The sequence below is a fragment of the Leifsonia poae genome, from assembly GCF_050632865.1.
In the GTDB taxonomy this organism is placed as follows: Bacteria; Actinomycetota; Actinomycetes; order Actinomycetales; family Microbacteriaceae; genus Leifsonia; species Leifsonia poae_B.
In genome coordinates this window covers 197547-217830 of sequence record NZ_JBODSA010000004.1, presented here as the reverse complement: position 1 = coordinate 217830, position 20284 = coordinate 197547, and the positions used below count along the sequence as shown (strand labels likewise).

At 70.0% G+C, this 20284-nt stretch carries 20 protein-coding genes; 14 read left to right on the top strand and 6 right to left on the bottom strand.

Annotation, left to right across the window (positions count from 1 at the left end; translation table 11 throughout):
- Positions 1 to 75 precede the first annotated feature (75 nt).
- From ACRAWB_RS18730 to ACRAWB_RS18705, 6 genes are all read left to right on the top strand, one after another.
- Positions 76 to 3480 carry a pyruvate carboxylase gene (locus ACRAWB_RS18730; RefSeq protein WP_431354723.1) on the top strand — a complete coding sequence of 1135 codons (3405 nt, stop codon included), beginning with the start codon at positions 76 to 78 and terminating at the stop codon, positions 3478 to 3480.
- A gap of 65 nt (positions 3481 to 3545) precedes the next feature.
- Positions 3546 to 4877 carry an AAA family ATPase gene (locus tag ACRAWB_RS18725; protein ID WP_431354722.1) on the top strand — a complete coding sequence of 444 codons (1332 nt, stop codon included), beginning with the start codon at positions 3546 to 3548 and terminating at the stop codon, positions 4875 to 4877.
- Positions 4878 to 4910: 33 nt separating this feature from the next.
- On the top strand, positions 4911 to 5402 hold the full coding sequence (def, locus tag ACRAWB_RS18720) for a peptide deformylase (RefSeq protein ID WP_431354721.1): 492 nt from the start codon (positions 4911 to 4913) through the stop codon (positions 5400 to 5402).
- A gap of 50 nt (positions 5403 to 5452) precedes the next feature.
- Positions 5453 to 5662: a ribonuclease PH gene (locus tag ACRAWB_RS18715; RefSeq protein ID WP_431354720.1), complete on the top strand. Its 210-nt coding sequence runs from the start codon at positions 5453 to 5455 to the stop codon at positions 5660 to 5662.
- Complete coding sequence (locus tag ACRAWB_RS18710; RefSeq protein WP_431354719.1) at positions 5659 to 6063, top strand: hypothetical protein; 405 nt, start codon at positions 5659 to 5661, stop codon at positions 6061 to 6063. Before ACRAWB_RS18715 ends, ACRAWB_RS18710 begins: the two co-directional genes overlap by 4 nt.
- Before the next feature lie 9 nt (positions 6064 to 6072).
- The gene (locus ACRAWB_RS18705) at positions 6073 to 6918 is read left to right on the top strand and encodes an NAD-dependent epimerase/dehydratase family protein (protein WP_431354718.1); all 846 of its coding nucleotides are present in this window, start codon (positions 6073 to 6075) and stop codon (positions 6916 to 6918) included.
- Here ACRAWB_RS18705 and ACRAWB_RS18700 read toward each other — a convergent pair.
- The 3 genes from ACRAWB_RS18700 to ACRAWB_RS18690 are packed head-to-tail and all read right to left on the bottom strand — an operon-like array spanning position 6915 to position 9293.
- The gene (locus ACRAWB_RS18700; RefSeq protein WP_431354717.1) at positions 6915 to 7169 is read right to left on the bottom strand and encodes a type II toxin-antitoxin system RelE family toxin; all 255 of its coding nucleotides are present in this window, start codon (positions 7167 to 7169) and stop codon (positions 6915 to 6917) included. The two genes, ACRAWB_RS18705 and ACRAWB_RS18700, sit on opposite strands and share 4 nt — an antisense overlap.
- Positions 7166 to 7414: a type II toxin-antitoxin system Phd/YefM family antitoxin gene (locus ACRAWB_RS18695; RefSeq protein WP_431354716.1), complete on the bottom strand. Its 249-nt coding sequence runs from the start codon at positions 7412 to 7414 to the stop codon at positions 7166 to 7168. The genes ACRAWB_RS18700 and ACRAWB_RS18695 overlap by 4 nt, the downstream gene beginning before the upstream one ends.
- A gap of 49 nt (positions 7415 to 7463) precedes the next feature.
- Positions 7464 to 9293, bottom strand: a complete 1830-nt coding sequence (locus ACRAWB_RS18690) for an AMP-dependent synthetase/ligase (RefSeq protein WP_431354715.1) — start codon at positions 9291 to 9293, stop codon at positions 7464 to 7466.
- Positions 9294 to 9433: 140 nt separating this feature from the next.
- On the opposite strand from ACRAWB_RS18690, the gene ACRAWB_RS18685 reads away from it, so the two are divergent.
- From ACRAWB_RS18685 to ACRAWB_RS18675, 3 genes are all read left to right on the top strand, one after another.
- Entirely contained in the window at positions 9434 to 10384 is a 951-nt protein-coding gene (locus tag ACRAWB_RS18685) for an ROK family glucokinase (RefSeq protein ID WP_431354714.1), read from the top strand.
- A gap of 28 nt (positions 10385 to 10412) precedes the next feature.
- Complete coding sequence (locus ACRAWB_RS18680; RefSeq protein ID WP_431354713.1) at positions 10413 to 11102, top strand: lysophospholipid acyltransferase family protein; 690 nt, start codon at positions 10413 to 10415, stop codon at positions 11100 to 11102.
- A gap of 107 nt (positions 11103 to 11209) precedes the next feature.
- A complete protein-coding gene (locus ACRAWB_RS18675; RefSeq protein ID WP_431354814.1) occupies positions 11210 to 12538 on the top strand; it encodes a class II 3-deoxy-7-phosphoheptulonate synthase in 1329 nt (442 codons plus the stop codon).
- 82 nt (positions 12539 to 12620) lie between these two features.
- Here the strand turns inward: ACRAWB_RS18675 and pknB are convergent, their stop codons facing one another.
- The gene (gene pknB / locus ACRAWB_RS18670) at positions 12621 to 14522 is read right to left on the bottom strand and encodes a Stk1 family PASTA domain-containing Ser/Thr kinase (protein ID WP_431354712.1); all 1902 of its coding nucleotides are present in this window, start codon (positions 14520 to 14522) and stop codon (positions 12621 to 12623) included.
- 100 nt (positions 14523 to 14622) lie between these two features.
- Entirely contained in the window at positions 14623 to 15726 is a 1104-nt protein-coding gene (locus ACRAWB_RS18665; RefSeq protein ID WP_431354711.1) for a LysM peptidoglycan-binding domain-containing protein, read from the bottom strand.
- Positions 15727 to 15877: 151 nt separating this feature from the next.
- On the opposite strand from ACRAWB_RS18665, the gene ACRAWB_RS18660 reads away from it, so the two are divergent.
- A complete protein-coding gene (locus ACRAWB_RS18660) occupies positions 15878 to 16219 on the top strand; it encodes an Rv2175c family DNA-binding protein (protein WP_431354710.1) in 342 nt (113 codons plus the stop codon).
- Between the two features lie 18 nt (positions 16220 to 16237).
- Here ACRAWB_RS18660 and ACRAWB_RS18655 read toward each other — a convergent pair whose 3' ends face one another.
- Complete coding sequence (locus ACRAWB_RS18655) at positions 16238 to 17368, bottom strand: polyprenyl synthetase family protein (protein WP_431354709.1); 1131 nt, start codon at positions 17366 to 17368, stop codon at positions 16238 to 16240.
- A gap of 77 nt (positions 17369 to 17445) precedes the next feature.
- On the opposite strand from ACRAWB_RS18655, the gene ACRAWB_RS18650 reads away from it, so the two are divergent.
- The 4 genes from ACRAWB_RS18650 (at position 17446) to ACRAWB_RS18635 (ending at position 20270) form a co-directional block, all read left to right on the top strand.
- The gene (locus ACRAWB_RS18650) at positions 17446 to 17829 is read left to right on the top strand and encodes a DUF3040 domain-containing protein (RefSeq protein ID WP_431354708.1); all 384 of its coding nucleotides are present in this window, start codon (positions 17446 to 17448) and stop codon (positions 17827 to 17829) included.
- A 238-nt stretch (positions 17830 to 18067) separates the two neighbouring features.
- Positions 18068 to 18499: a division/cell wall cluster transcriptional repressor MraZ gene (mraZ, locus tag ACRAWB_RS18645; RefSeq protein WP_064109324.1), complete on the top strand. Its 432-nt coding sequence runs from the start codon at positions 18068 to 18070 to the stop codon at positions 18497 to 18499.
- Between the two features lie 116 nt (positions 18500 to 18615).
- Positions 18616 to 19605: a 16S rRNA (cytosine(1402)-N(4))-methyltransferase RsmH gene (rsmH, locus tag ACRAWB_RS18640; RefSeq protein ID WP_431354707.1), complete on the top strand. Its 990-nt coding sequence runs from the start codon at positions 18616 to 18618 to the stop codon at positions 19603 to 19605.
- A complete protein-coding gene (locus tag ACRAWB_RS18635) occupies positions 19602 to 20270 on the top strand; it encodes a hypothetical protein (RefSeq protein WP_431354706.1) in 669 nt (222 codons plus the stop codon). The genes rsmH and ACRAWB_RS18635 overlap by 4 nt, the downstream gene beginning before the upstream one ends.
- Positions 20271 to 20284 lie beyond the last annotated feature (14 nt).

The following is a 20284-nucleotide window of genomic DNA, read 5'->3' as shown; positions in this document are numbered from 1 at the left end:
GCCACGTTACCTTCACTAGTCTTAGAGAACCTAACCGTTTGCTGTGTGGTGATCACCCCTGCTCGAAAGGTCCCCATGTTCCGAAAGATCCTCGTTGCCAACCGCGGTGAAATCGCCATCCGGGCCTTCCGGGCCGCATATGAGCTGGGCGCCCAGACCGTCGCCGTGTTCCCGTACGAGGATCGCAACTCCATGCACCGGCTGAAGGCGGACGAGGCGTACCAGATCGGCGAGCCCGGACACCCGGTCCGCGCCTACCTCGACGTCGCGGAGATCATCCGCGTCGCGCAGGAGTCCGGCGCCGACGCGATCTACCCGGGCTACGGATTCCTCTCCGAGAACCCGGAGCTCGCCGACGCCGCCCGCGCGGCCGGCATCGCCTTCATCGGCCCGCGCGCCGAGGTGCTGGAGATGGCCGGCAACAAGGTGACCGCCAAGGAGCACGCCATCGCCGCGGGCGTCCCCGTGCTCAAGTCGACCCCGCCGTCGCGCGACATCGACGAGCTGCTGGCCGGAGCGGACGCGATCGGCTTCCCCATCTTCGCCAAGGCGGTCGCCGGTGGCGGCGGACGCGGCATGCGCCGTGTGGCGACCAAGGAGGAGCTGCGCCCGGCCCTCGAAGAGGCCATGCGCGAGGCCGACAGTGCGTTCGGCGACCCCACCATGTTCCTGGAGCAGGCGGTACTGCGTCCGCGTCACATCGAGGTGCAGATCCTCGCCGACGGCGCCGGGAACACCATCCACCTCTTCGAGCGCGACTGCTCGGTCCAGCGCCGCCACCAGAAGGTGGTCGAGATCGCGCCGGCGCCGAACCTCTCCGACGACATCCGCCAGGCGCTGTACCGCGACGCGATCGCCTTCGCGAAGTCCATCGGCTACGAGAACGCGGGCACGGTCGAGTTCCTGCTCGACACCGCGGGCGAGCGCGCCGGCCAGCACGTCTTCATCGAGATGAACCCGCGCATCCAGGTCGAGCACACGGTCACGGAGGAGATCACCGACGTCGACCTCGTGCAGTCGCAGATCCGCATCGCAGCGGGGGAGACCCTGGCCGACCTCGGCCTCAGCCAGGACAGCGTCCAGATGCGCGGCGCCGCCCTGCAGTGCCGCATCACGACCGAGGACCCGACCGCCGGCTTCCGCCCCGACACCGGCAAGATCACGACCTACCGCTCTCCCGGTGGCGCCGGCATCCGTCTCGACGGCGGCACGATCAACCCGGGCGCCCAGATCAGCCCGCACTTCGACTCGATGCTCGCGAAGCTCATCACGCGCGGCCGCGACTTCCCGGCCGCCGTGCTGCGCGCCCGCCGCGCGCTGGCCGAGTTCCGCGTCCGCGGCGTCGCCACGAACATCCCGTTCCTGCAGGCCGTGATGGAGGACCCGGACTTCATCGCCGGCAACGTCTCCACCTCGTTCATCGAGGAGCGCCCGGAGCTGTTCCGCGGCCGCGCGTCGAAGGACCGCGGCACCAAGGTGCTCAACTGGCTCGCCGACGTCACCGTCAACCAGCCGAACGGCCCGCGTCCGCAGACGGCCGACCCGGTCGAGAAGCTGCCGCACATCGACCTGAGCGCCCCGGCGCCCGCCGGCTCGCGCCAGCGTCTTCTCGAGCTGGGCCCGAAGGGCTTCGCCGAGGCGCTGCGCGCCCAGAAGGCGCTCGCGGTCACCGAGACGACGTTCCGCGACGCCCACCAGTCGCTGCTCGCCACTCGCGTCCGCACCCGCGACCTCGTCGCGGTCGCGCCGTACGTGGCGCGCATGACACCCGAGCTGCTGTCGGTCGAGGCCTGGGGAGGCGCGACCTACGACGTCGCCCTCCGCTTCCTCGGCGAGGACCCGTGGGAGCGCCTGGCCACGCTGCGCGAGGCGCTGCCGAACATCAACATCCAGATGCTGCTCCGCGGCCGCAACACCGTCGGGTACACGCCGTACCCGACGCAGGTGACCGACGCCTTCGTGCGTGAGGCCGCGGCGACCGGTGTGGACATCTTCCGCATCTTCGACGCGCTCAACGACGTGTCGCAGATGCGCCCGGCGATCGAGTCGGTGCTCGCCACCGGCACGTCGATCGCCGAGGTCGCCGTCTGCTACACCGGCGACCTGCTCGATCCGGCCGAAGACCTCTACACGCTCGACTACTACCTCCGCCTCGCGGAGCAGATCGTCGAGTCGGGAGCGCACATCCTCGCGATCAAGGACATGGCGGGCCTGCTCCGCCCGGCGGCCGCCGAGAAGCTGGTCGCCGCGTTCCGCGAGCGGTTCGACCTCCCGGTGCACGTCCACACCCACGACACCCCGGGCGGCCAGCTCGGCACGCTGCTCGCGGCCTCGCGGGCCGGCGCGGACGCGGTGGATGTGGCGAGCGCCCCGATGGCCGGCACCACCAGCCAGCCGAGCGCTTCCGCCCTCGTCGCCGCCCTCGCGCACACCGAGCGCGACACCGGCATCTCGCTCTCCGCGGTCGAAGACCTCGAGCCGTACTGGGAGGCCGTGCGCCAGGTCTACCGTCCGTTCGAGTCGGGCCTGCCCGGCCCCACGGGCCGCGTGTACAAGCACGAGATCCCCGGCGGCCAGCTCTCCAACCTGCGCCAGCAGGCGAAGGCGCTGGGTCTCGCAGAGGACTTCGAGCTCGTCGAGGACATGTACGCGGCCGCGAACCGCATCCTGGGCCGCATCCCGAAGGTGACGCCGTCGTCCAAGGTCGTCGGCGACCTCGCGCTGCACCTCGCCGCGGTGAAGGCCGACCCCGACGACTTCGCCGAGAACCCGCAGAACTACGACATCCCGGACTCGGTGGTCGGCTTCATGGCCGGCGAGCTCGGGGAGCTGCCGGGCGGCTGGCCGGAGCCCTTCCGCACGAAGGTGCTGGCGGGCAAGACGGTCAAGGTCGGAGTGGAAGACCTCTCCGCCGACGACGCCTCCGCGCTCGAAGGGTCGAGCGAGGAGCGCCGGGCGACCCTCAACCGCCTGCTCTTCCCGGCGCCGACCCGCATCTACGAGCAGATGCGCGAGCTCTTCGGCGACCTCTCGGTGGTCGACTCGCTCGACTACCTGTACGGCCTCAAGCAGGGCAGCGAGCACGTCATCGAGTTCAGCCGCGGCGTCCGCCTCTACCTGGGGCTCGAGGCCATCGGCGAGGCCGACGAGAAGGGCATGCGCACGGTCATGACCACGCTCAACGGCCAATTGCGGCCGGTGTTCGTGCGCGATCGCAGCATCACGGTCGAGTCGAAGGCGGCCGAGAAGGCGGATTCGGCGAAGCCGGGCCACATCGCCGCGCCGTTCTCGGGCGTCGTCACGCTGCAGGTCGCGGTCGGCGACCAGGTCGCGGCGGGCCAGGCGGTCGCCTCCATCGAGGCGATGAAGATGGAGGCCGCGATCACGACCCCGATCGCCGGCACGATCGAACGGCTCGCCATCCCGAAGACCCAGCAGGTGGACGCGGGTGACCTCATCGTTGTCATCCAGCCCGCCTGAGCGGGTCGACGGCCTACAATGACGAGTCGCGGGACCCACCCGCGGCAGAAGGAGAATGCGACGACGTGGCCGAGAGTCATGATGCCGGTCAGCCGGAGGAGCGCCCCGCGCGCGATCTGGTGCCGGCCGACGACGAGCTGACGCCTGCTCCCGCGTTCGAGCCGCTGCCGTCGCTCGACGTCGACGCGAACCTCAGCATCGCCGTCGACCTTCCGCCGGCGCAGCCGCACGAGGTGCCGGAGGACGAGGCGGCCGTCGCGATCGACGACGTCCCGGTCGACCCGGGCTTCGTGGCATCGCCGAGCGAGCCGACGACCATGTCGGTCGCGATCGTCGCGTCGCGGCTCGCGACCGCGCCGGAGCCCGCCGACGGCGACCCCGTCACGCCGCTCCCCGCGTCGGAGCCGTTCGCAGGCTCCCGACGGGATCGCCTGCGCGGCGAGCACTCGGTCCAGCCCGAGCCGGCCGCCATGCTGACCGCCGACCGCCTCCTCGAGGTCAACCGCAAGACGCGTCCCGGCCCCGAGGGTCCGTGGCAGCGCTTCGTCTACAACGTGACGTTCCGCACCGTGAACCTCGGCGACTCCGCCAAGGTGCGCGCCCGCAAGGAGCTCGACCACCGCATCCAGAAGCAGCTGGAGGGCGGCGCGCGGTTCGTGCCCGTGCTCACGCGCAAGGGCGGCGTCGGCAAGACCACCGTGACCACGCTGCTCGGGATGGCGCTCGCCTCTGCCCGCGAGGACCGCATCATCGCGATCGACGCGAACCCCGACCGCGGGACGCTGTCCGAGCGTGTGCCGCGGCAGACGCGCTCGACGGTCCGGGACGTGGTGCACAAGGCCGCGAGCATCGGCGGGTTCACCGACTTCTCCACGCTCGTCTCGCGCGACGAGACGCGGCTCGACATCCTGGCGTCCGACACCGACCCGATGCTCTCGGAGGCGTTCGACGAGAACGACTACAACGTCGTCGCCGACCTCTCCGCCCGGTTCTACTCGATCGTGCTGACGGACTGCGGCACCGGCATCGTCCACTCGGTCATGCGGGCCACCCTGCAGCGCGCCGACTCGCTCGTCATCGTCTCCGGCGGCAGCGTCGACGAGGCGCGCCTGGCGTCCGAGACGCTGACCTGGCTGGAGGCGAACGGCTACGGCGACCTCGTCCGCAACGCCGTCGTCGCCCTCAACACCGCCACGCACGCCACCAACCTGGTCAAGCTGGAGGAGATCGAGGCGCACTTCCGGTCGCGCGTCCGAGAGATCGTGCGCGTCCCGTACGACCCGCAGCTGGCCGCCGGCTCCGTGGTGTCGTGGAAGGACCTCAAGCCGCTGACGCGCCTCTCCGCCCGCACCCTGGCCGCCCTCGTGGTGGAGGGCCTGCCTGCCGAGCGCGACTGACCCCGACCCATCCCGCCGTTTCGAGGAGTACCTGTGACCGAACGCCAGATCCGCCTGTTCGGCGACCCCGTGCTGAAGACCCCGTCGGAGCCGATCGGCGACATCGACGAAGGCGTCCGGGGTCTGGTCGAGGACCTGGTCGACAGCGTTCTGCCGCCCGGCCGCGCCGGCGTCGCCGCCCCGCAGATCGGCGTCAACGAGCGCGCGTTCAGCTACAACGTGGACGGCCAGGTCGGCTACGTCATCAACCCCGTCCTGGCCGAGGTGTCGGGGGAGCCTGAGCTGATGGACGAGGGCTGCCTCTCCGTCCCGGGCCTCTGGTTCAAGACGCTGCGCTACCCGTACGCCCGCGTGACCGGCGTCGACCTCGACGGCAACCCGATCGAGGTCGCCGGCACCGGCGTGCTCGCGCAGGCGCTCCAGCACGAGACCGACCACCTCGACGGCACGCTCTACCTCGACCGGCTCGACAAGGAGAGCCGCCGCGAGGCGATGAAGCAGGTGCGCGAGTCCGACTGGTTCTGAGCCGTCTAGCCGCCCTAGACAGTTGGTGTCTAGCTCCCTAGACTGAGCGAATGAAGAAAGCCGCTGTCCTCAGGCGACTGAAGACGGCGGCACGACAAGCGGGCTTGGAGTATCGCGAAGTCGAACTCACGAACCATACAGGCGTGATCGTCGGCGGTACGCGAAGCACCATCGGTCGGCATTCCGAGATGCCCGATCAGGCCGCGAAGAAGTTCTGGGATCAGTTCGCGAGCGAGTTGGGAAAAGGGTGGTGGCGATGACGACGTACACGTCTCATGCTGAGCGCGCCGGCTCCTGGTGGGTCGCGCAATGCGACGAGGTGCCGGGGGCCATCTCTCAGGTGAAGCGCTTGAATGAAGTACAGGCCGCCCAGCGTGAGGCCATCGCCTGGGTCGCGGGAGTTCCCGAGTCGTCGGTCGAGGTGCACGTCGTGGCGTCCATCACGCCCGAGGTGGATCGGGAGATCGACGAATTGCGCCATCTGAGAGCCGAGCTGGAAGATCAAGAGGCTCGCGCGATGGGTATGAGTCGCGAGATCGCGCGGAGCCTCAAGGCTCAGGGCTACACCGTCCGCGAGATCGGCGTCGTGCTCGGCGTCTCCCACCAGCGAGCGCAGCAGCTGATCCACGACGGGTCCGCCGGTCAGCTTCGCCGCGCCTAGGATGGCCATATGCGGATTGCGGTCACTGGAGGATCGGGCAAGCTCGGACGCACGGTGGTGCGCGAGCTGCGGAAGAACGGGGACCACGTCGTCTCCCTCGATGCGACGGGGGAGCGCGGGCCCGGTTTCGTCCGGGTCGACCTGACCGATTACGGCCAGACGCTCGACGCCATCCTCGGGGTCAACGACCAGCACGACGGCTTCGACGCGATCGTGCACCTCGCCGCCATTCCTGCGCCGGGCATCCTGAGCGACGTGGCGACCTTCCACAACAACATCCGGGTCACCTACAACGTCTTCCAGGCCGCGCGGCGGGCGGGCATCCGCAACGTGGTGTACGCGTCGAGCGAGACCGTCCTGGGCCTGCCGTTCGATGTGCCGCCGCCGTACATCCCGGTGGATGAGGACTACCCGGCGCGCCCGGAGAGCACGTACTCGCTGGTGAAGCACCTCGAGGAGCAGATGGCGATCGAGCTGGTCCGCTGGGACCCGGCGCTCAAGATCGTGGCGCTCCGGTTCTCCAACGTCATGGACCCGGAGGACTACGCGGCCTTCCCGTCCTTCGACGACGACCCGCGCGCCCGCAAGTGGAATCTGTGGGGCTACATCGACGCCCGCGACGGCGCTCAGGCGATCCGCCGCGCCCTCGAATGGGACACGACCGGCTTCGACCGCTTCATCATCGCCGCCGCGGACACCGTCATGACCCGCCCCAACGCGGAGCTCGTGGCCGAGGTCTTCCCGGGCGTCCCGCTGAAGCGCGACCTCGGCGTGAACGACACCCTGCTGTCGATCGACAAGGCCCGCCGCGTCCTCGGCTACGCCCCCACCCACTCCTGGCGCGACGAGGTCTAGCGGTACACCTCGCGACGGTGCCCGAGGTCGATGACGACGACCAGCAGCACATCATCCTCGATCGTGTACAGGATGCGGTAGTCGCCGACCCGAACGCGGAAGCCTGGCCGGCCGCGTAAGGCCGTAGCCCCGGGCGGCCGCGGGGCCTGCCCGAGGAGCGCGATGGCGCCCTGCAATCGGGGGAGGTGCTGACGGTCGACCTTGCGGAGGGCGCGTGCGGCGGCGGGCCGCAGCTCGATCCGGTAGCTCATGCGAGACCGAGGTCGGCCTTCACCTGGTCCCAGGGGATGTTCTCGCCCTCTTCGGCCAGGGCGGCGTCGAACGCCGCGGCGTCCTCGATGTCTTCCAGCGCCTCCATCAGCCGGTCGTACTGCTGTGGGCTGACGATGACGGCGGCGCGCTCGCCCCGCCGCTCGATGGCGATCGGGCCGTGGGAGGCGCGCTCGATCACATCGGCGAGGTGGTTGCGTGCTTCTGCGGCGCTGACGGCATCCATACCCGAATTGTACAATCGCAAGAGCGCGATGTACAAACGAGGGCGGGCCTCAGTGCGCGAGCGAGAAGCCCTGCGTGCTGGGGTTGTCGCTGTAGATGCCGTCGACGACGTCGGCGAAGTCGGCCAGGATGACGTTGCGCTTGATGCTCAGCTTGGGCGTCAGGTGGCCGCTCGCCTCGGTCAGCTCCGTGGCGAGCACGACGAACTTGCGGATGCTCTCGGCGCGCGAGACGCCCGCGTTCGCCTGGTCGATGGCGCGTTGGATCTCGGCGTGCACGGCCGGGTTGACGGACGCCTCGGCGAGGGTCATGTCCTTGTCCTCGCCGTTGTTCGCGAGCCAGGTCGGCAGCATCTCGGTGTCGAGCGTGATGAGCGCCGAGATGAACGGCTTCTGGTCGCCGACCACGATCACCTGGCTGACCAGCGGGTTGGAGCGGATGGGGTCCTCCAGCGCCGCGGGCGAGACGTTCTTGCCGCCGGCGGTGACGATGATCTCCTTCTTGCGGCCGGTGATCGTCAGGTACCCGTCGGCGTCGAACGAGCCGAGGTCACCGGTCTTGAACCAGCCGTCGTCGAACGCGGCGGCGGTCGCCTCCGGGTTCTTCCAGTACTCCTTGAAGACGTTGATGCCGCGCACCTGGATCTCGCCGTCCTCGGCGAGGCGCAGGTCCACTCCGGGGAGTGCCGGGCCCACCGTGCCGATCTTGAACATGTCGGGCCGGTTCACGGTCGCGGGAGCGGTCGTCTCGGTCAGGCCGTAGCCCTCGAGGATCTTGATGCCGAGGCTGTGGTAGAAGTGCCCGAGGTGCGAGCCGAGCGGGGCGGATCCCGACACCGCGAACTTCACCCGGCCTCCCATCGCGGCGCGCAGCTTCGAGAACACCAGGCGGTCGTACAGCGCGAACTTCAGCTTGAGCCCGAACGGCACCGAGCCGGCCTCGACCGCCTTGGAGTGCGCGACGGCGACGTCGGCCGCCGCGCGGAAGATCTTGCCGCGTCCACCGGTCTCGGCCTTCTGCTCGGCCGAGTTGTAGACCTTCTCGAATACACGCGGAACGGCCAGCAGGAAGGTCGGCTTGAAGCTCGCCAGCGCGGGCAGGAGCTGCTTGGTGTCCGCTTGGTGGCCTACCTTCACGCCACCGGTCACGCACAGTACGGCGATGAAGCGCGCGAACACGTGCGCGGTCGTGATGAACAGCAGAGTGGATGCTCCGCCCGGCTGCTGCACGACCTCCTTCAGCGCCTCGGCCGAGTTGCGCGACAGCTCGACGAAGTTGGAGTGGGTGAGGACGCATCCCTTCGGCCGCCCGGTCGAACCCGACGTGTAGATGAGCGTGCCGATGTCGGAGCCCTTCGCCAGGTTGCGGCGGCGCTCGATCTCCTCGTCCGGGACGTCGCGGCCGGCGGCGGCCAGCTTGTCCAGGTCGCCGAGGTGCAGCTGCCAGACGGTCCCGATGAGCGGGAGCTCCGGGTGCACCTCGTCGAAGCGCGCGTGCATCTCGGCCGTCTCGAGGAATACCGCGATGGCGCCGGAGTCGGACATGTTCCACTGGATCTGCGTGGGGGAGGAGGTCTCGTAGATGGGGACGAGCACGGCGCCGGCGAACCAGGTCGCGAAGTCGATCAGCGTCCACTCGTACCGGGTCTTCGACATGAGCCCGATCTTGTCGCCGGGCTGGATGCCCGCCGCGACGAGGCCCTTCGCCAGTGCGATCACCTGCCGGTGGAACTCCGCGGCCGACACGTCCTTCCACCCTGCTCCGTCGGGCAGGCTGAACAGCGGCTGGTCGGGGGTCTCCGCCACGCGCTGCACGAGCAGGTCGGTGGCGTTGGCCTCCGGGTCGGCGGGGACGAGTGCGGGGGTTTCGAACAGATTCACGGTAGCTCCCTCGATACCGGCGGCGGACGTTCGGCCGAATGGCTTCAGCCTCATGGGTTGATTACACTCTAGATGGTTTGGCCGGGAGCCTTCTGCGACCCGGTGCCACCCCCAACCCCCGCACCCCAGGAAGGCCACACGTGCACGCCATCGGCATCGACATCGGCGGGACCAAGATCGCGGGAGCCGTCGTCGACGACCTCGGCGTGATCGTGCGCGAAGACCGCGTGCCCACCGACGCGAGCCGTCCGGAGCAGATCGAGAACGCCGTCGTCGAGATGATCGAGCGGCTGTCCGACGGCCCGGAGGAGATCGCGGGCGCCGGCGTCGCGGCCGCGGGCTTCATCGACGCTGCGCAGTCCACCGTCTACTACGCGCCGAACATCAACTGGCGGCACGAGCCCTTCCGCGAGAAGCTGGAGAAGCGGATCGACCTCCCGGTCCTCATCGAGAACGACGCCAACGCCGCGGGCTGGGCCGAGTTCCGGTACGGCGCCGGACGCCTGGCCTCCGACATGGTCATCCTCACCATCGGAACCGGCGTCGGCGGCGCGATCGTCAGCAACGACCGGCTGTTCCGCGGCGGCTTCGGGGCGGGCGCCGAGATCGGCCACATGCGCGTCGTCCCCGGCGGCCTGCCCTGCGGCTGCGGCGCCCACGGCTGCATCGAGCAGTACGGATCGGGACGCGCGCTGCAGCGCCTGGCCAACGAGCTCGCCGACGCGGGCGGCATCGGCCAGGGCCTCGCGGACGTCCGCGCCCGGACCGGCGCCCTGACCGGCCACGACATCAGCGCCCTTATCACCGCGGGCGACCCCGGCGCGCTCGCCGCGCTGCGCCAGCTGGGCGACTGGCTCGGCCAGGCCTGCGCGAGTCTCGGCGCCATCCTCGACCCGCAGCTGTTCGTCTTCGGCGGCGGCGTCGCCCAGGCCGGGGAGCTGCTGCTGGAGCCGATCCGCCAGGCCTATCTCGAGAACCTGCCGGCGCGCGGGTTCCACCCCGAGCCGGAGTTCGTGATCGCCGAGCTGGTGAACGACGCCGGCGTGGTCGGCGCCGCGGACCTGGCGCGGCTGCACGCATCCTCGCTCTGAGCCGACGCGGGGGATAGGCTTCGGTTCGATGTTCTACTGGCTGATGAAGTACGTGGTCGTGGGCCCGCTGCTGCGCGGCATCTTCCGGCCGTGGGTCGTCGGCCTCGAGAACATCCCCGGCGAGGGCGCCGTCATTCTGGCGAGCAACCACCTGTCGTTCATCGACTCGATCTTCCTGCCCCTCGAGGTGGACCGGCACGTGTCCTTCCTCGCGAAGAGCGACTACTTCACGCGCCGCGGGCTCAAGGGATGGGCGACCAAGGCGTTCATGAACGCCACCGGCCAACTCCCCATCGACCGCTCGGGAGGAAAGGCCTCGGAGGCATCCCTCAACACCGGGCTCAAGGTGCTGGCGCGCGGCGAGATCCTGGGCATCTACCCCGAGGGCACACGCAGCCCCGACGGCAAGCTGTACCGCGGCCGGACCGGCGTGGCCCGCATGATCCTGGAGGCCGGCGTCCCCGTCGTCCCGGTGGCCATGGTGGACACGGCCAAGATCATGCCGATCGGGACGCGCCTCCCGAAGATCGGCCGCATCGGCATCATCGTCGGGAAGCCGCTCGACTTCTCCCGGTTCGACGGGATGGAGGGGGACCGCTTCATCCTGCGCTCGGTCACCGACGAGATCATGTACGAACTGCAGCGGCTCGGCGCCCAGGAGTACGTCGACGTCTACGCCACCACGGTCAAGGAGAAGCGGGCGACGCTGTCACAGTAGGACGGGCGCCCCGCCATTCGCGATAGGCTCGGATTCCCCATCCACACCGAGTGAGCGGAAGACCAGTGCTACAGACCACAGAGCCCGTCGTGCGACCAGACGAGTCCGTGATCGAGGGCCTGGACTATTGGCGCACCCTGCCGATCAAGCAGCAGCCGGAGTGGCCGGACCGCGAGGCCGCCGCCGCCGCGTCCGCGGAGATCGCGACCCTGCCGCCGCTCGTGTTCGCCGGCGAGGTGGACCAGCTGCGCACCCGGCTCGCGCGCGCCGCGTCCGGTGAGGCGTTCCTGCTGCAGGGCGGCGACTGCGCCGAGACCTTCGCCGGAGCGACCGCCGACCAGATCCGCAACCGCGTCAAGACGGTGCTGCAGATGGCCGTCGTGCTGACCTACGGCGCGTCCGTGCCGGTCATCAAGATGGGCCGCATGGCCGGGCAGTTCGCCAAGCCGCGCTCCAGCGACAGCGAGACGCGCAACGGCGTCACTCTGCCCGCGTACCGCGGCGACATCGTCAACGGCTACGACTTCACGCCGGAGTCGCGACAGGCCGACCCGCGCCGACTGGTGCAGGGGTACCACACCGCCGCGTCCACGCTGAACCTCATCCGCGCGTTCACCCAGGGTGGCTTCGCCGACCTGCGTCAGGTGCACAGCTGGAACAAGGGCTTCGCCGCGAACCCGGCCAACCAGCGCTACGAGGGCCTGGCCCGCGAGATCGACCGCGCCATCAAGTTCATGGAGGCGGCGGGCGCCGACTTCGACGAGCTCACCCGGGTCGAGTTCTACTCCAGCCACGAGGCGTTGCTCATGGACTACGAGCGCCCGATGACCCGCATCGACTCCCGCACGGGCACGCCGTACAACACGTCGGCGCACTTCGTCTGGATCGGCGAGCGGACGCGCGAGCTCGACGGCGCGCACGTCGACTTCCTGTCGCGCGTGCGCAACCCGATCGGCGTCAAGCTCGGCCCGACGACCTCGCGCGACGACATGCTCCGGCTCATCGACAAGCTCGACCCCGAGCGCGAGCCGGGCCGTCTGACGTTCATCACGCGCATGGGCGCCGGCAAGATCCGGGATGCGCTTCCTCCGCTGCTCGAGGCGATCAAACGCTCCGACGCCAAGCCGCTGTGGGTCACCGACCCGATGCACGGCAACGGCCTCACGACGCCGAACGGCTACAAGACCCGCCGCTTCGACGACATCGTCGACGAGGTGAAGGGCTTCTTCGAGGCGCACCGCGCCGCCGGCACCAACCCGGGCGGCATCCACGTGGAGCTCACCGGCGACGACGTGACCGAGTGCCTGGGCGGCTCCGAGCACATCGACGAGGAGACGCTGGCCACCCGCTACGAGTCGCTGTGTGACCCGCGCCTGAACCACCAGCAGTCGCTGGAGCTGGCGTTCCTGGTCGCCGAGGAGCTGTCCGCCGCCTGACGCGCGCGGCCCCAGCAGCATCGAGGGGACGCAACACGCCGTTATCGCGAGCGCGTAACGGCGTGTTGCGTCCCCTCGTCGGCTAGAAGCCGGCGAAGTTGACGGTGATCTTCGAGCCCTTCGGCTGCTGAGTCCCGGCAGCGGGTGAGATCTTCGAGACGACCGCCAGGCCGGGGCCCAGGTCGGCGAACTTGTTGTAGTCGAGCGTGAAGCCGGCGTCGGTCAACGTCTTCTTCGCCTCGGCCCACGTCTTCCCCACGACATCCGGCACCGTCACCGGCTCGGGGCCCTTCGACGTCTCGAGCAGCAGGGTGTCGCCCGGGCGCACCGGGTCGTTCTGCGGCTTGGCCGAGATGACGTCGCCCTTGTCGACCGTGTCGCTGTAGCTCTCGGGGCCGGCGGCCGTGTGTAGCCCCACCTTGCTCAGAATGGTGTTGGCGTCGTCGACCGACTTGCCCGCCACGTCCGGGATGGCGCCCGCCGAGACGACGAGGTTGACCGCGGCGGCCTCGAAGTAGGAGCCGCCGCCGGAGATGTCGGCGCCGTTGTCGGCACGGGTGGCGGAGATCACCGTGTCTGCGGGCACCTTCGCGTCAAATTGCGGCGTGACGTCGCCGACCTTCGCGCCGACCGCGGTGATGGCGCTCTTGGCCGCGTCCGTCGTGAGGCCCGCGAGCGCGGGGATGTCGACGGGCTTCGGCCCTTGCGAGATACGCAGCGTGACCGTGCTGCCGCGCCCGGCGGGCACGCCCGCCTCGGGGTCGGTGCTCGAGACGAGGCCCTTCGCGACCGTGACGCTGTACTCCGGGGCCTGCGCGGCCTTGAAGCCGAGCTTGGTGAGCTGCGCGGTCGCCGCATCCGGAGCGCTGTTGACGACGTTCGGGACGGCGACCAGCGACCCAGGGCCGGCGCCGAAGTACCAGCCCGTGCCGGCGGCGACGCCCGCGAGGAGGATGACCAGCGCGAACAGCCACCAGCCCTTCGAGCGGCGTTTGGCGGCGGCCTTCGTCAGGGTGTCGGTCGCGGCGGGGGTGCTGGAAGCGACCTGCTGCCGGATGGCCGGGTTGATGATCTGCGTGTCGCCCGCATCCACGTCGAACGCCGGCGGCAGCACCATCGTGGGTTGCAGCACGGCCTCTCCGCGGATCGACTTCTCGGCCTCGAGCAGGCGGTCGAGCATTTCGCGGGCGTCGCGCGGGCGGCGGTCCGGGTCCTTCTCGGTCGCCCACAGCACGAGCTCGTCGAGCTCGGGCGGCACCGCCGGGTTCTTGGCGCTCGGCGACGGTACGGCGTCGTTGGCGTGCTGGTAGGCGATCTGCATCGGCTGCTCGCCCTGGAAGGGCTGCTGGCCGGTCAGCATCTCGTACATCATGATGCCGAGCGCGTAGATGTCGCTGCGGGCGTCGGCGATGCCGCGGGTGACGAGCTCGGGGGAGAGGTAGGCGATGGTGCCGAGCAGCGCCTGCCCGGTTGCCGTGTTGGCGGAGGCGGCGCGCGCGAGACCGAAGTCGCCGATCTTGATGCGGCCGTCGTCGGCGAGCAGCACGTTCTCGGGCTTGAGGTCGCGGTGGACGATGCCCGCCTTGTGCGCGGCGGCGAGGCCCGAGAGCACGGCCTCCATGATGTCGATCGTCTGCTCGGGGGTGAGCTTGCCGTAGTCCTTGAGCAGGTCGCGCAGCGTGATGCCGGGCAGGTACTCCATGACCAGGTAGGCCATGTCGCTGTCCTGGCCCTGGTCGAAGACGTTGACGACGTTGGGATGCGCGAGCCTGGCGGCCGAGCGCGCCTCCTGCACGAAGCGGCTCTTGAACGTGGAGTCGTCCGCCAGGTGGCCGTGCATGATCTTGATCGCGACCCGGCGCTCGAGGCGGAGGTCGGTGGCCAGGTATACGGTCGCCATGCCACCGCGCGCGATCCGCGAGCGCACCTGATACCGGCCGTCGATGAGACGGCCGATCATCGGGTCGGTCTGGCTCGTGGTCACGAATCGAGTCTAAGGAACGACGTATGCCGGAACCGACTCAAAACACCGGTGAGGACGAGGGCTGTGACCGGGCTGTGACCTTCCGCCGCGCGCACGGCCGTCAGCCGAGCTGGGCGAGCCACGCCCGGGCGGAGGTCTCCCACTTGGCGTAGGCGTCGGGGAAGGCCGAGAGCTGCACGGACTGGGCCGCCTGCGTGACGGTCATTCCGCTCCATCCGGGGATGTCGAGCAGGCCGCGCGTGCGTCCTTTGTTGGGGTTCGACGCGCCGCCGTAGAAGGCGAGTGTGGCGCGCGTGGGATCGAGCACCTGGTCGGGCGTTCCCCATCCGGTGCTCGGACGCTGCTGGAAGAGGCCGAGCGAGTCGCGGTCACCATAGCGGACATTGCGGAGGCCGGATTCCTGCGCGGCGGCGGCCAGCGCGATCACGATGCCGCGGTCCGGCACGCCGAGCTGCCGGCCGAGGCGGACGATGAGGGCGGCGTTACCCCGCATCTCGTCGGTGAGGGCGACGACCTGCCCGGGGGCGACCGTCGGCCGCGGCGCGGGCGCGACGACCGGCGCGGCGACGACGGGCGTGGGCGTGTTGACCGCGGCGGTGGTGATACCCGGGATGCGGACCTTCTGCCCAGGGAAGATGAGGCTGGACGCGCTGAGGCCGTTGGCGGCGAGGACCGCCTTGGTGGTGACGCCGAAGCGCCCGGCGATGCCGCTGATGGTGTCGCCGCGGGCGACCGTGTACGTCGTGGTGGCGGGCGCCGGAGCTGCCGGTGCGGGCGCGGGTGCAGCAGGCGCGGGCGCGGCCGGCGCCGCGGCAGGGCCCGCCAGCGCGAGCACCTGACCCGGGAAGATCAGGCTCTTCCAGCTCAGCCCGTTCATGGCGAGGACGGCGGCCGTCGAAAGGCCGAACCGCGCGGCTATGCCCGACACGGTGTCGCCCGACTGGACGCGGTAGCTCGCCGGAGCGGCGGCCACGGTCGTCTGCGCGGCGGACGCCTCCGGGGTGCGGTCGATCGTGCTGACGACGGTCGAGCGCCCGAAGGCGCCGACCTCGCCGGTGTCCCCGGCGCGGTCCGTGGCGCGGTGCTCTGCGGGAGCCGCCTGCGCCGGCGTGACCAGTCCCATCGTCACCGCGAGCGAGCTCGCCACGGCGATCGGCACCGTGCCGAGCACGCCGCGGATTCTGCCGGTGTCTGCCTGAGCCATGGGGACCCCCTGTTCGAGTGACACGTCGACATACCACGCTGGCACGGTTGAATATGCAAGTCAACGCAAGTGACGCATGTGACAGGAGTTTACCTGATCGTAACAATCGCGCGAACGTGCGCGTCCGGCCCACTCGTGGCACGCTGGGAGGGTGAGCGAGCCCGTCCAGACCACGGAGTGGTTGACCGTCCCCGACCTCGTCGAGCTGCTGGGCCTGAGCGTGAGCCGGGTCCGTCGCCTCATCGAAGACCGTCATCTCGGCGCGAAGCGCGTCGACGGCGTCCTCAAGGTTCCCGCCGCCTTCCTGAAGGACGGTCAGCCGTTGAGCGAGCTGCACGGCACCCTCATCGTGCTGGCCGACGACGGCTTCAGCGACGACGAGGCGGTCGACTGGCTGCTCGCGGAGGAGGAGAGCCTGGGCACGTCGCCGATCGAGGCTCTTCGCGCCGGCCGCAAGGCGGAGGTCCGCCGGGTCGCGCAGGCGCTCGCGTAGCGAACACGGCCCCGCGCGTCACGCCGTCCGGCGGGTGACCGTCGTCGCGAGGTCGCGCAGGTGCGCCTTGGCTGCCGCTCCGAGCGGCGCCGCGTCGAGCGCGGCGATCGCCCGGGACACGTTGTCCGCGATCATCCGCTCCACCTTCTCCACCGCGCCCGACTCGCGGATGGTGAGCTGCATCGTCCGGATCTGCTCCGGCGTGAGGTCGGGGTCGCCGAGCAGTTCGTCGAGGGCCGCCCGTGCTCCGGACGGGATGGCCTCGCGGGTCAGCGCGATGAGCACCGTGCGCTTTCCCTCGCGCAGGTCGTCGCCGCTGGGCTTGCCGGTCACGTCGGCGTCGCCGAAGACGCCGAGCAGGTCGTCCCGCAGCTGGTAGGCGATGCCGAGGGGGAGCCCGAAGTCGCGCAGCGCCTCCAGCTGGCCGACGTTCGCGCCGGCGAGGGCGCCGCCGATGAGCAGCGGCGACTCGATGGAGTACTTCGCCGACTTGAAGACGATGACCCGCTCCGCCCGGGCCAGCTGGTCGGAGTCCGGGCGGCCCTGCCAGCCGATCTCCTCGAAGATGTCGAGGTACTGGCCGGCGGTCACATCCAGCCGCATCCGGTTGAACTCCGCGCGGGCGGCGCGACGGGCGGGGGCGCTGACGAGCTGGGTGAGCCCTTCGTCGAAGAGCTCGTCGCTCAGGATGAGGAGCAGGTCGCCGAGCAGAGTCGCGGCGCCCAAGCCGAACGCTGCGCCCGAGCCGCCCCAGCCCTCCTGGTCGTGAAGGTGCTCGAACCGCTTGTGCGCGGCCGGGGCGCCGCGGCGCGTGTCGGAGTTGTCGATGATGTCGTCGTGCACGAGGGCGGCCGCGTGGAACAGCTCGAGCGCGCTCGCCACGGAGACGACCGCGTCGAGGGCCGCGGAGGCAGGGACCGATCCCGCATCGCTGCCGTCGTCGACCACGTCGTCGGCCGTGCGCACGGCTTGCCAGCCCCAGAAGCAGAACAGCGCGCGGAACCGCTTGCCGCCGCTGAGAAAATCCCTTGAGAACCCTGCTACCGGAGAGAGCTCATCGGCGATGGAGACGAGAATGGAGGCGCGTGATTCGAAGAATCCATCGATTCTCGACTGGATGAGGTCGACGAACCGGATGCTTTCAGACACACGCCTAGCCTAGCCAGACCCGCGAGGTTAGAATCAGGCTCACCTAGCCTCGAACCCACGAGAAAGAGGGGATCCGGATGCCGCTTTCGGAACACGAGCAGCGCCTCCTCGAAGAGATGGAACGCAGTCTCTACCAGAACGACGCGGACTTCGTCGCCAAGGTCGGTGGCAAGCGGGCTAGACCCGCATACCGGTCGATCGTGCTGGGCATCCTGCTCGCGGTCGTCGGTGTGATCGTCCTCGTCCTCGGCGTGTGGTTCCAGCAGCCCCTGGTCGGCATCCTCGGTTTCGTCGTCATGTTCGCCGGCGTCCTGGTGGCCATCGCCCCGGGCAAGCGCGTCGCGGTCGAGCCGGGCGCGGCCGAGCCGAAGCGGGCCAAGGCGCGCGGAGGCCAGACCGGGTTCATGAACCGCATGAACGACCGCTGGGACAAGCGCAACGACGGCGGTGGCGAGGGCTAGCCCTCCACTCCGCTCCACGGACTCTCCCGAAAGGGCCGATCGTCAGATCGGCCCTTTTTTCATGCGCTCGGGGCATCCCTCCCACTCCATTTTCCTCCACCCCTATTTGCCGCGGAATTCCGGGCCTCCACGTACCCAATTCGGGGCATTAAGGCTAGAGTGCGTCGATTTGTGGATGAGAGTGGAGTAAAGTGGAGGCACACCGCAACCTGGGCCGGGAGAGTGGGGGTGGCAGCCGATGTTCCTCGGTACGCATGCCCCCAAGCTGGACGAGAAGGGGCGCATCATCCTGCCGGCCAAGTTCCGGGATGAGCTCGCGTCCGGCCTCGTCCTCACCCGCGGCCAGGAGCACTGCGTCTACGTCTTCTCTCAGCGGGAGTTCGAATCGCTGCACGAGAAGATCCGTCAGGCGCCGGTGACGAGCAAGCAGGCCCGCGACTACCTGCGCGTGTTCCTCTCGGGGGCGAGCGCCGAGGTCCCGGACAAGCAGAACCGCGTGACCATCCCGGCCGCGCTCCGCTCGTACGCGGGACTCGATCGCGACCTGGTCGTGATCGGCGCGGGCAGCCGCGCGGAGATCTGGGACGCCACCGCCTGGGAGACCTACCTCACCGAGCAGGAGGCGGCGTTCGCGAGCACGGAGGAGGAGGTGATCCCGGGACTCTTCTGACCGCTCTGTCCCTGACGCCGGACTCCCAGCCATACGCCCTGACACCACTTCCCCGGTGTCAGGTCGGGATGGATGGGGATCCGGAACCAGGGGCACGCGGACCGTCCCGAACAGCCATGACCGACTCCAACGACAAGATCCACACCCCGGTGCTGCTCGAGCGCTGCATCGAACTGCTGGCGCCCGCGCTGACACGGCCTGGCGCGGTGTTCGTCGATGCGACCCTCGGGATGGGCGGCCACTCGGCCGGCATCTTGGAGCGTTTCCCCGACGTGACGCTGATCGGGCTCGACCGCGACCCCGAGGCGCTGGCGATCGCGGGGCAGCGGCTCGAGCGCTTCGGCGACCGCGTCCACCTCGTCCACACCGTCTACGACGGCATCCGCGAGGCCGTGGAGGGCGAGGGCTTCGATCACATCGACGGCGTGCTGTTCGACCTCGGCGTCTCGTCCCTCCAGCTCGACCGGGTGGAGCGCGGGTTCTCGTACTCGAAGGACGCCCCGCTCGACATGCGGATGGACGGCACGAGCGAGCTGACTGCGGCCACCGTCGTCGCCGAGTACTCGGAGGCCGACCTGCGCCGCATCTTCCGCGACTACGGCGAGGAGAAGCTGGCGGGCCGTTACGCGCGGCGCATCGTCGAGGAGCGCGAGCGACAGCCGATCGAGCGGAGCGGCCAGCTGGTCGACCTGATCACGAAGGCGACCCCCATGGCCCAGCAGCGGCAAGGGCACCCGGCCAAGCGGGTCTTCCAGGCGCTGCGGATCGAGGTCAACCAGGAGCTCGCGGTGCTGGAACGCGCCATCCCGGCGGCCATCGACACGCTGAACGTCGGCGGCCGCATCGTCGTCGAGGCGTACCAGTCGCTCGAGGACCGCATCGTGAAGCGCGAGCTGCAGACCCGCTCGACCTCCAGCGCTCCCGCCGGTCTCCCGGTCGAACTGCCGGAGCACCGGCCCGAACTGAAACTGCTGATCCGCGGCGCCGAGCTCGCGGACGACGACGAGAAGGCCGCGAACCCGCGAGCCACGCCGGTGCGCTTGCGCGCCGCCGAGCGGGTACGCCCCGCGGCATCCACCACCGAACAGACGAGGAGGCGCCCGTGAGCACCACCCTGGCAGAGGCCGTCCCGGCGCCGAACCGCAGGCGGCCTGCCGCTCTGTGGACGGGCGGAGCCCTCCCGACCCCGGCGGAGGAGCCGAAGCGCACCCACCTCGAGGTCGTCCCGACGCGGTCGCAGCGGCGTGCGCGTCCGCGGGCCCTGTACGCGGTGATCGCCGTCGGAACGCTGCTCGCGATCGTCGTGTCGCAGCTGCTGCTGAGCATCGGGATCTCGCAGGGCGCCTACCAGCTGAACAGCCTGCAGGCGAAGCAGACGCAGTTGCAGCGGTCGTACCAGGCCGCGTCCGAAGACCTCAACCGCGTGTCGTCGCCGCAGAACCTCGCGGCCAACGCCAACGCGCTCGGGATGGTGAGCAACAGCAGCCCGGCCTACCTCCGGCTGTCCGACGGCGCGGTGCTGGGGGCGCCGGCGCCCGCGAACGGCGCGGCCGGCACGGTGACCGGCGCGCAGGGCAACCTGGTGCCGAACGCGCAGCTGGCCGGCGTGCCGCTGGTGACCGCCGCGCAGCAGAAGGCCGCCGCCGGCGCGAAAGCGTCCACAACCGGATCTCAGGCTGGGAATTCCACAGGTCAGGGTGCGGCGACCGCGTCCCCGACCGCTCCGACCGTACCGTTGCAGGGAGCGTTGCCGACTCCGGTGACGCACTGACGACGGAACGGGCT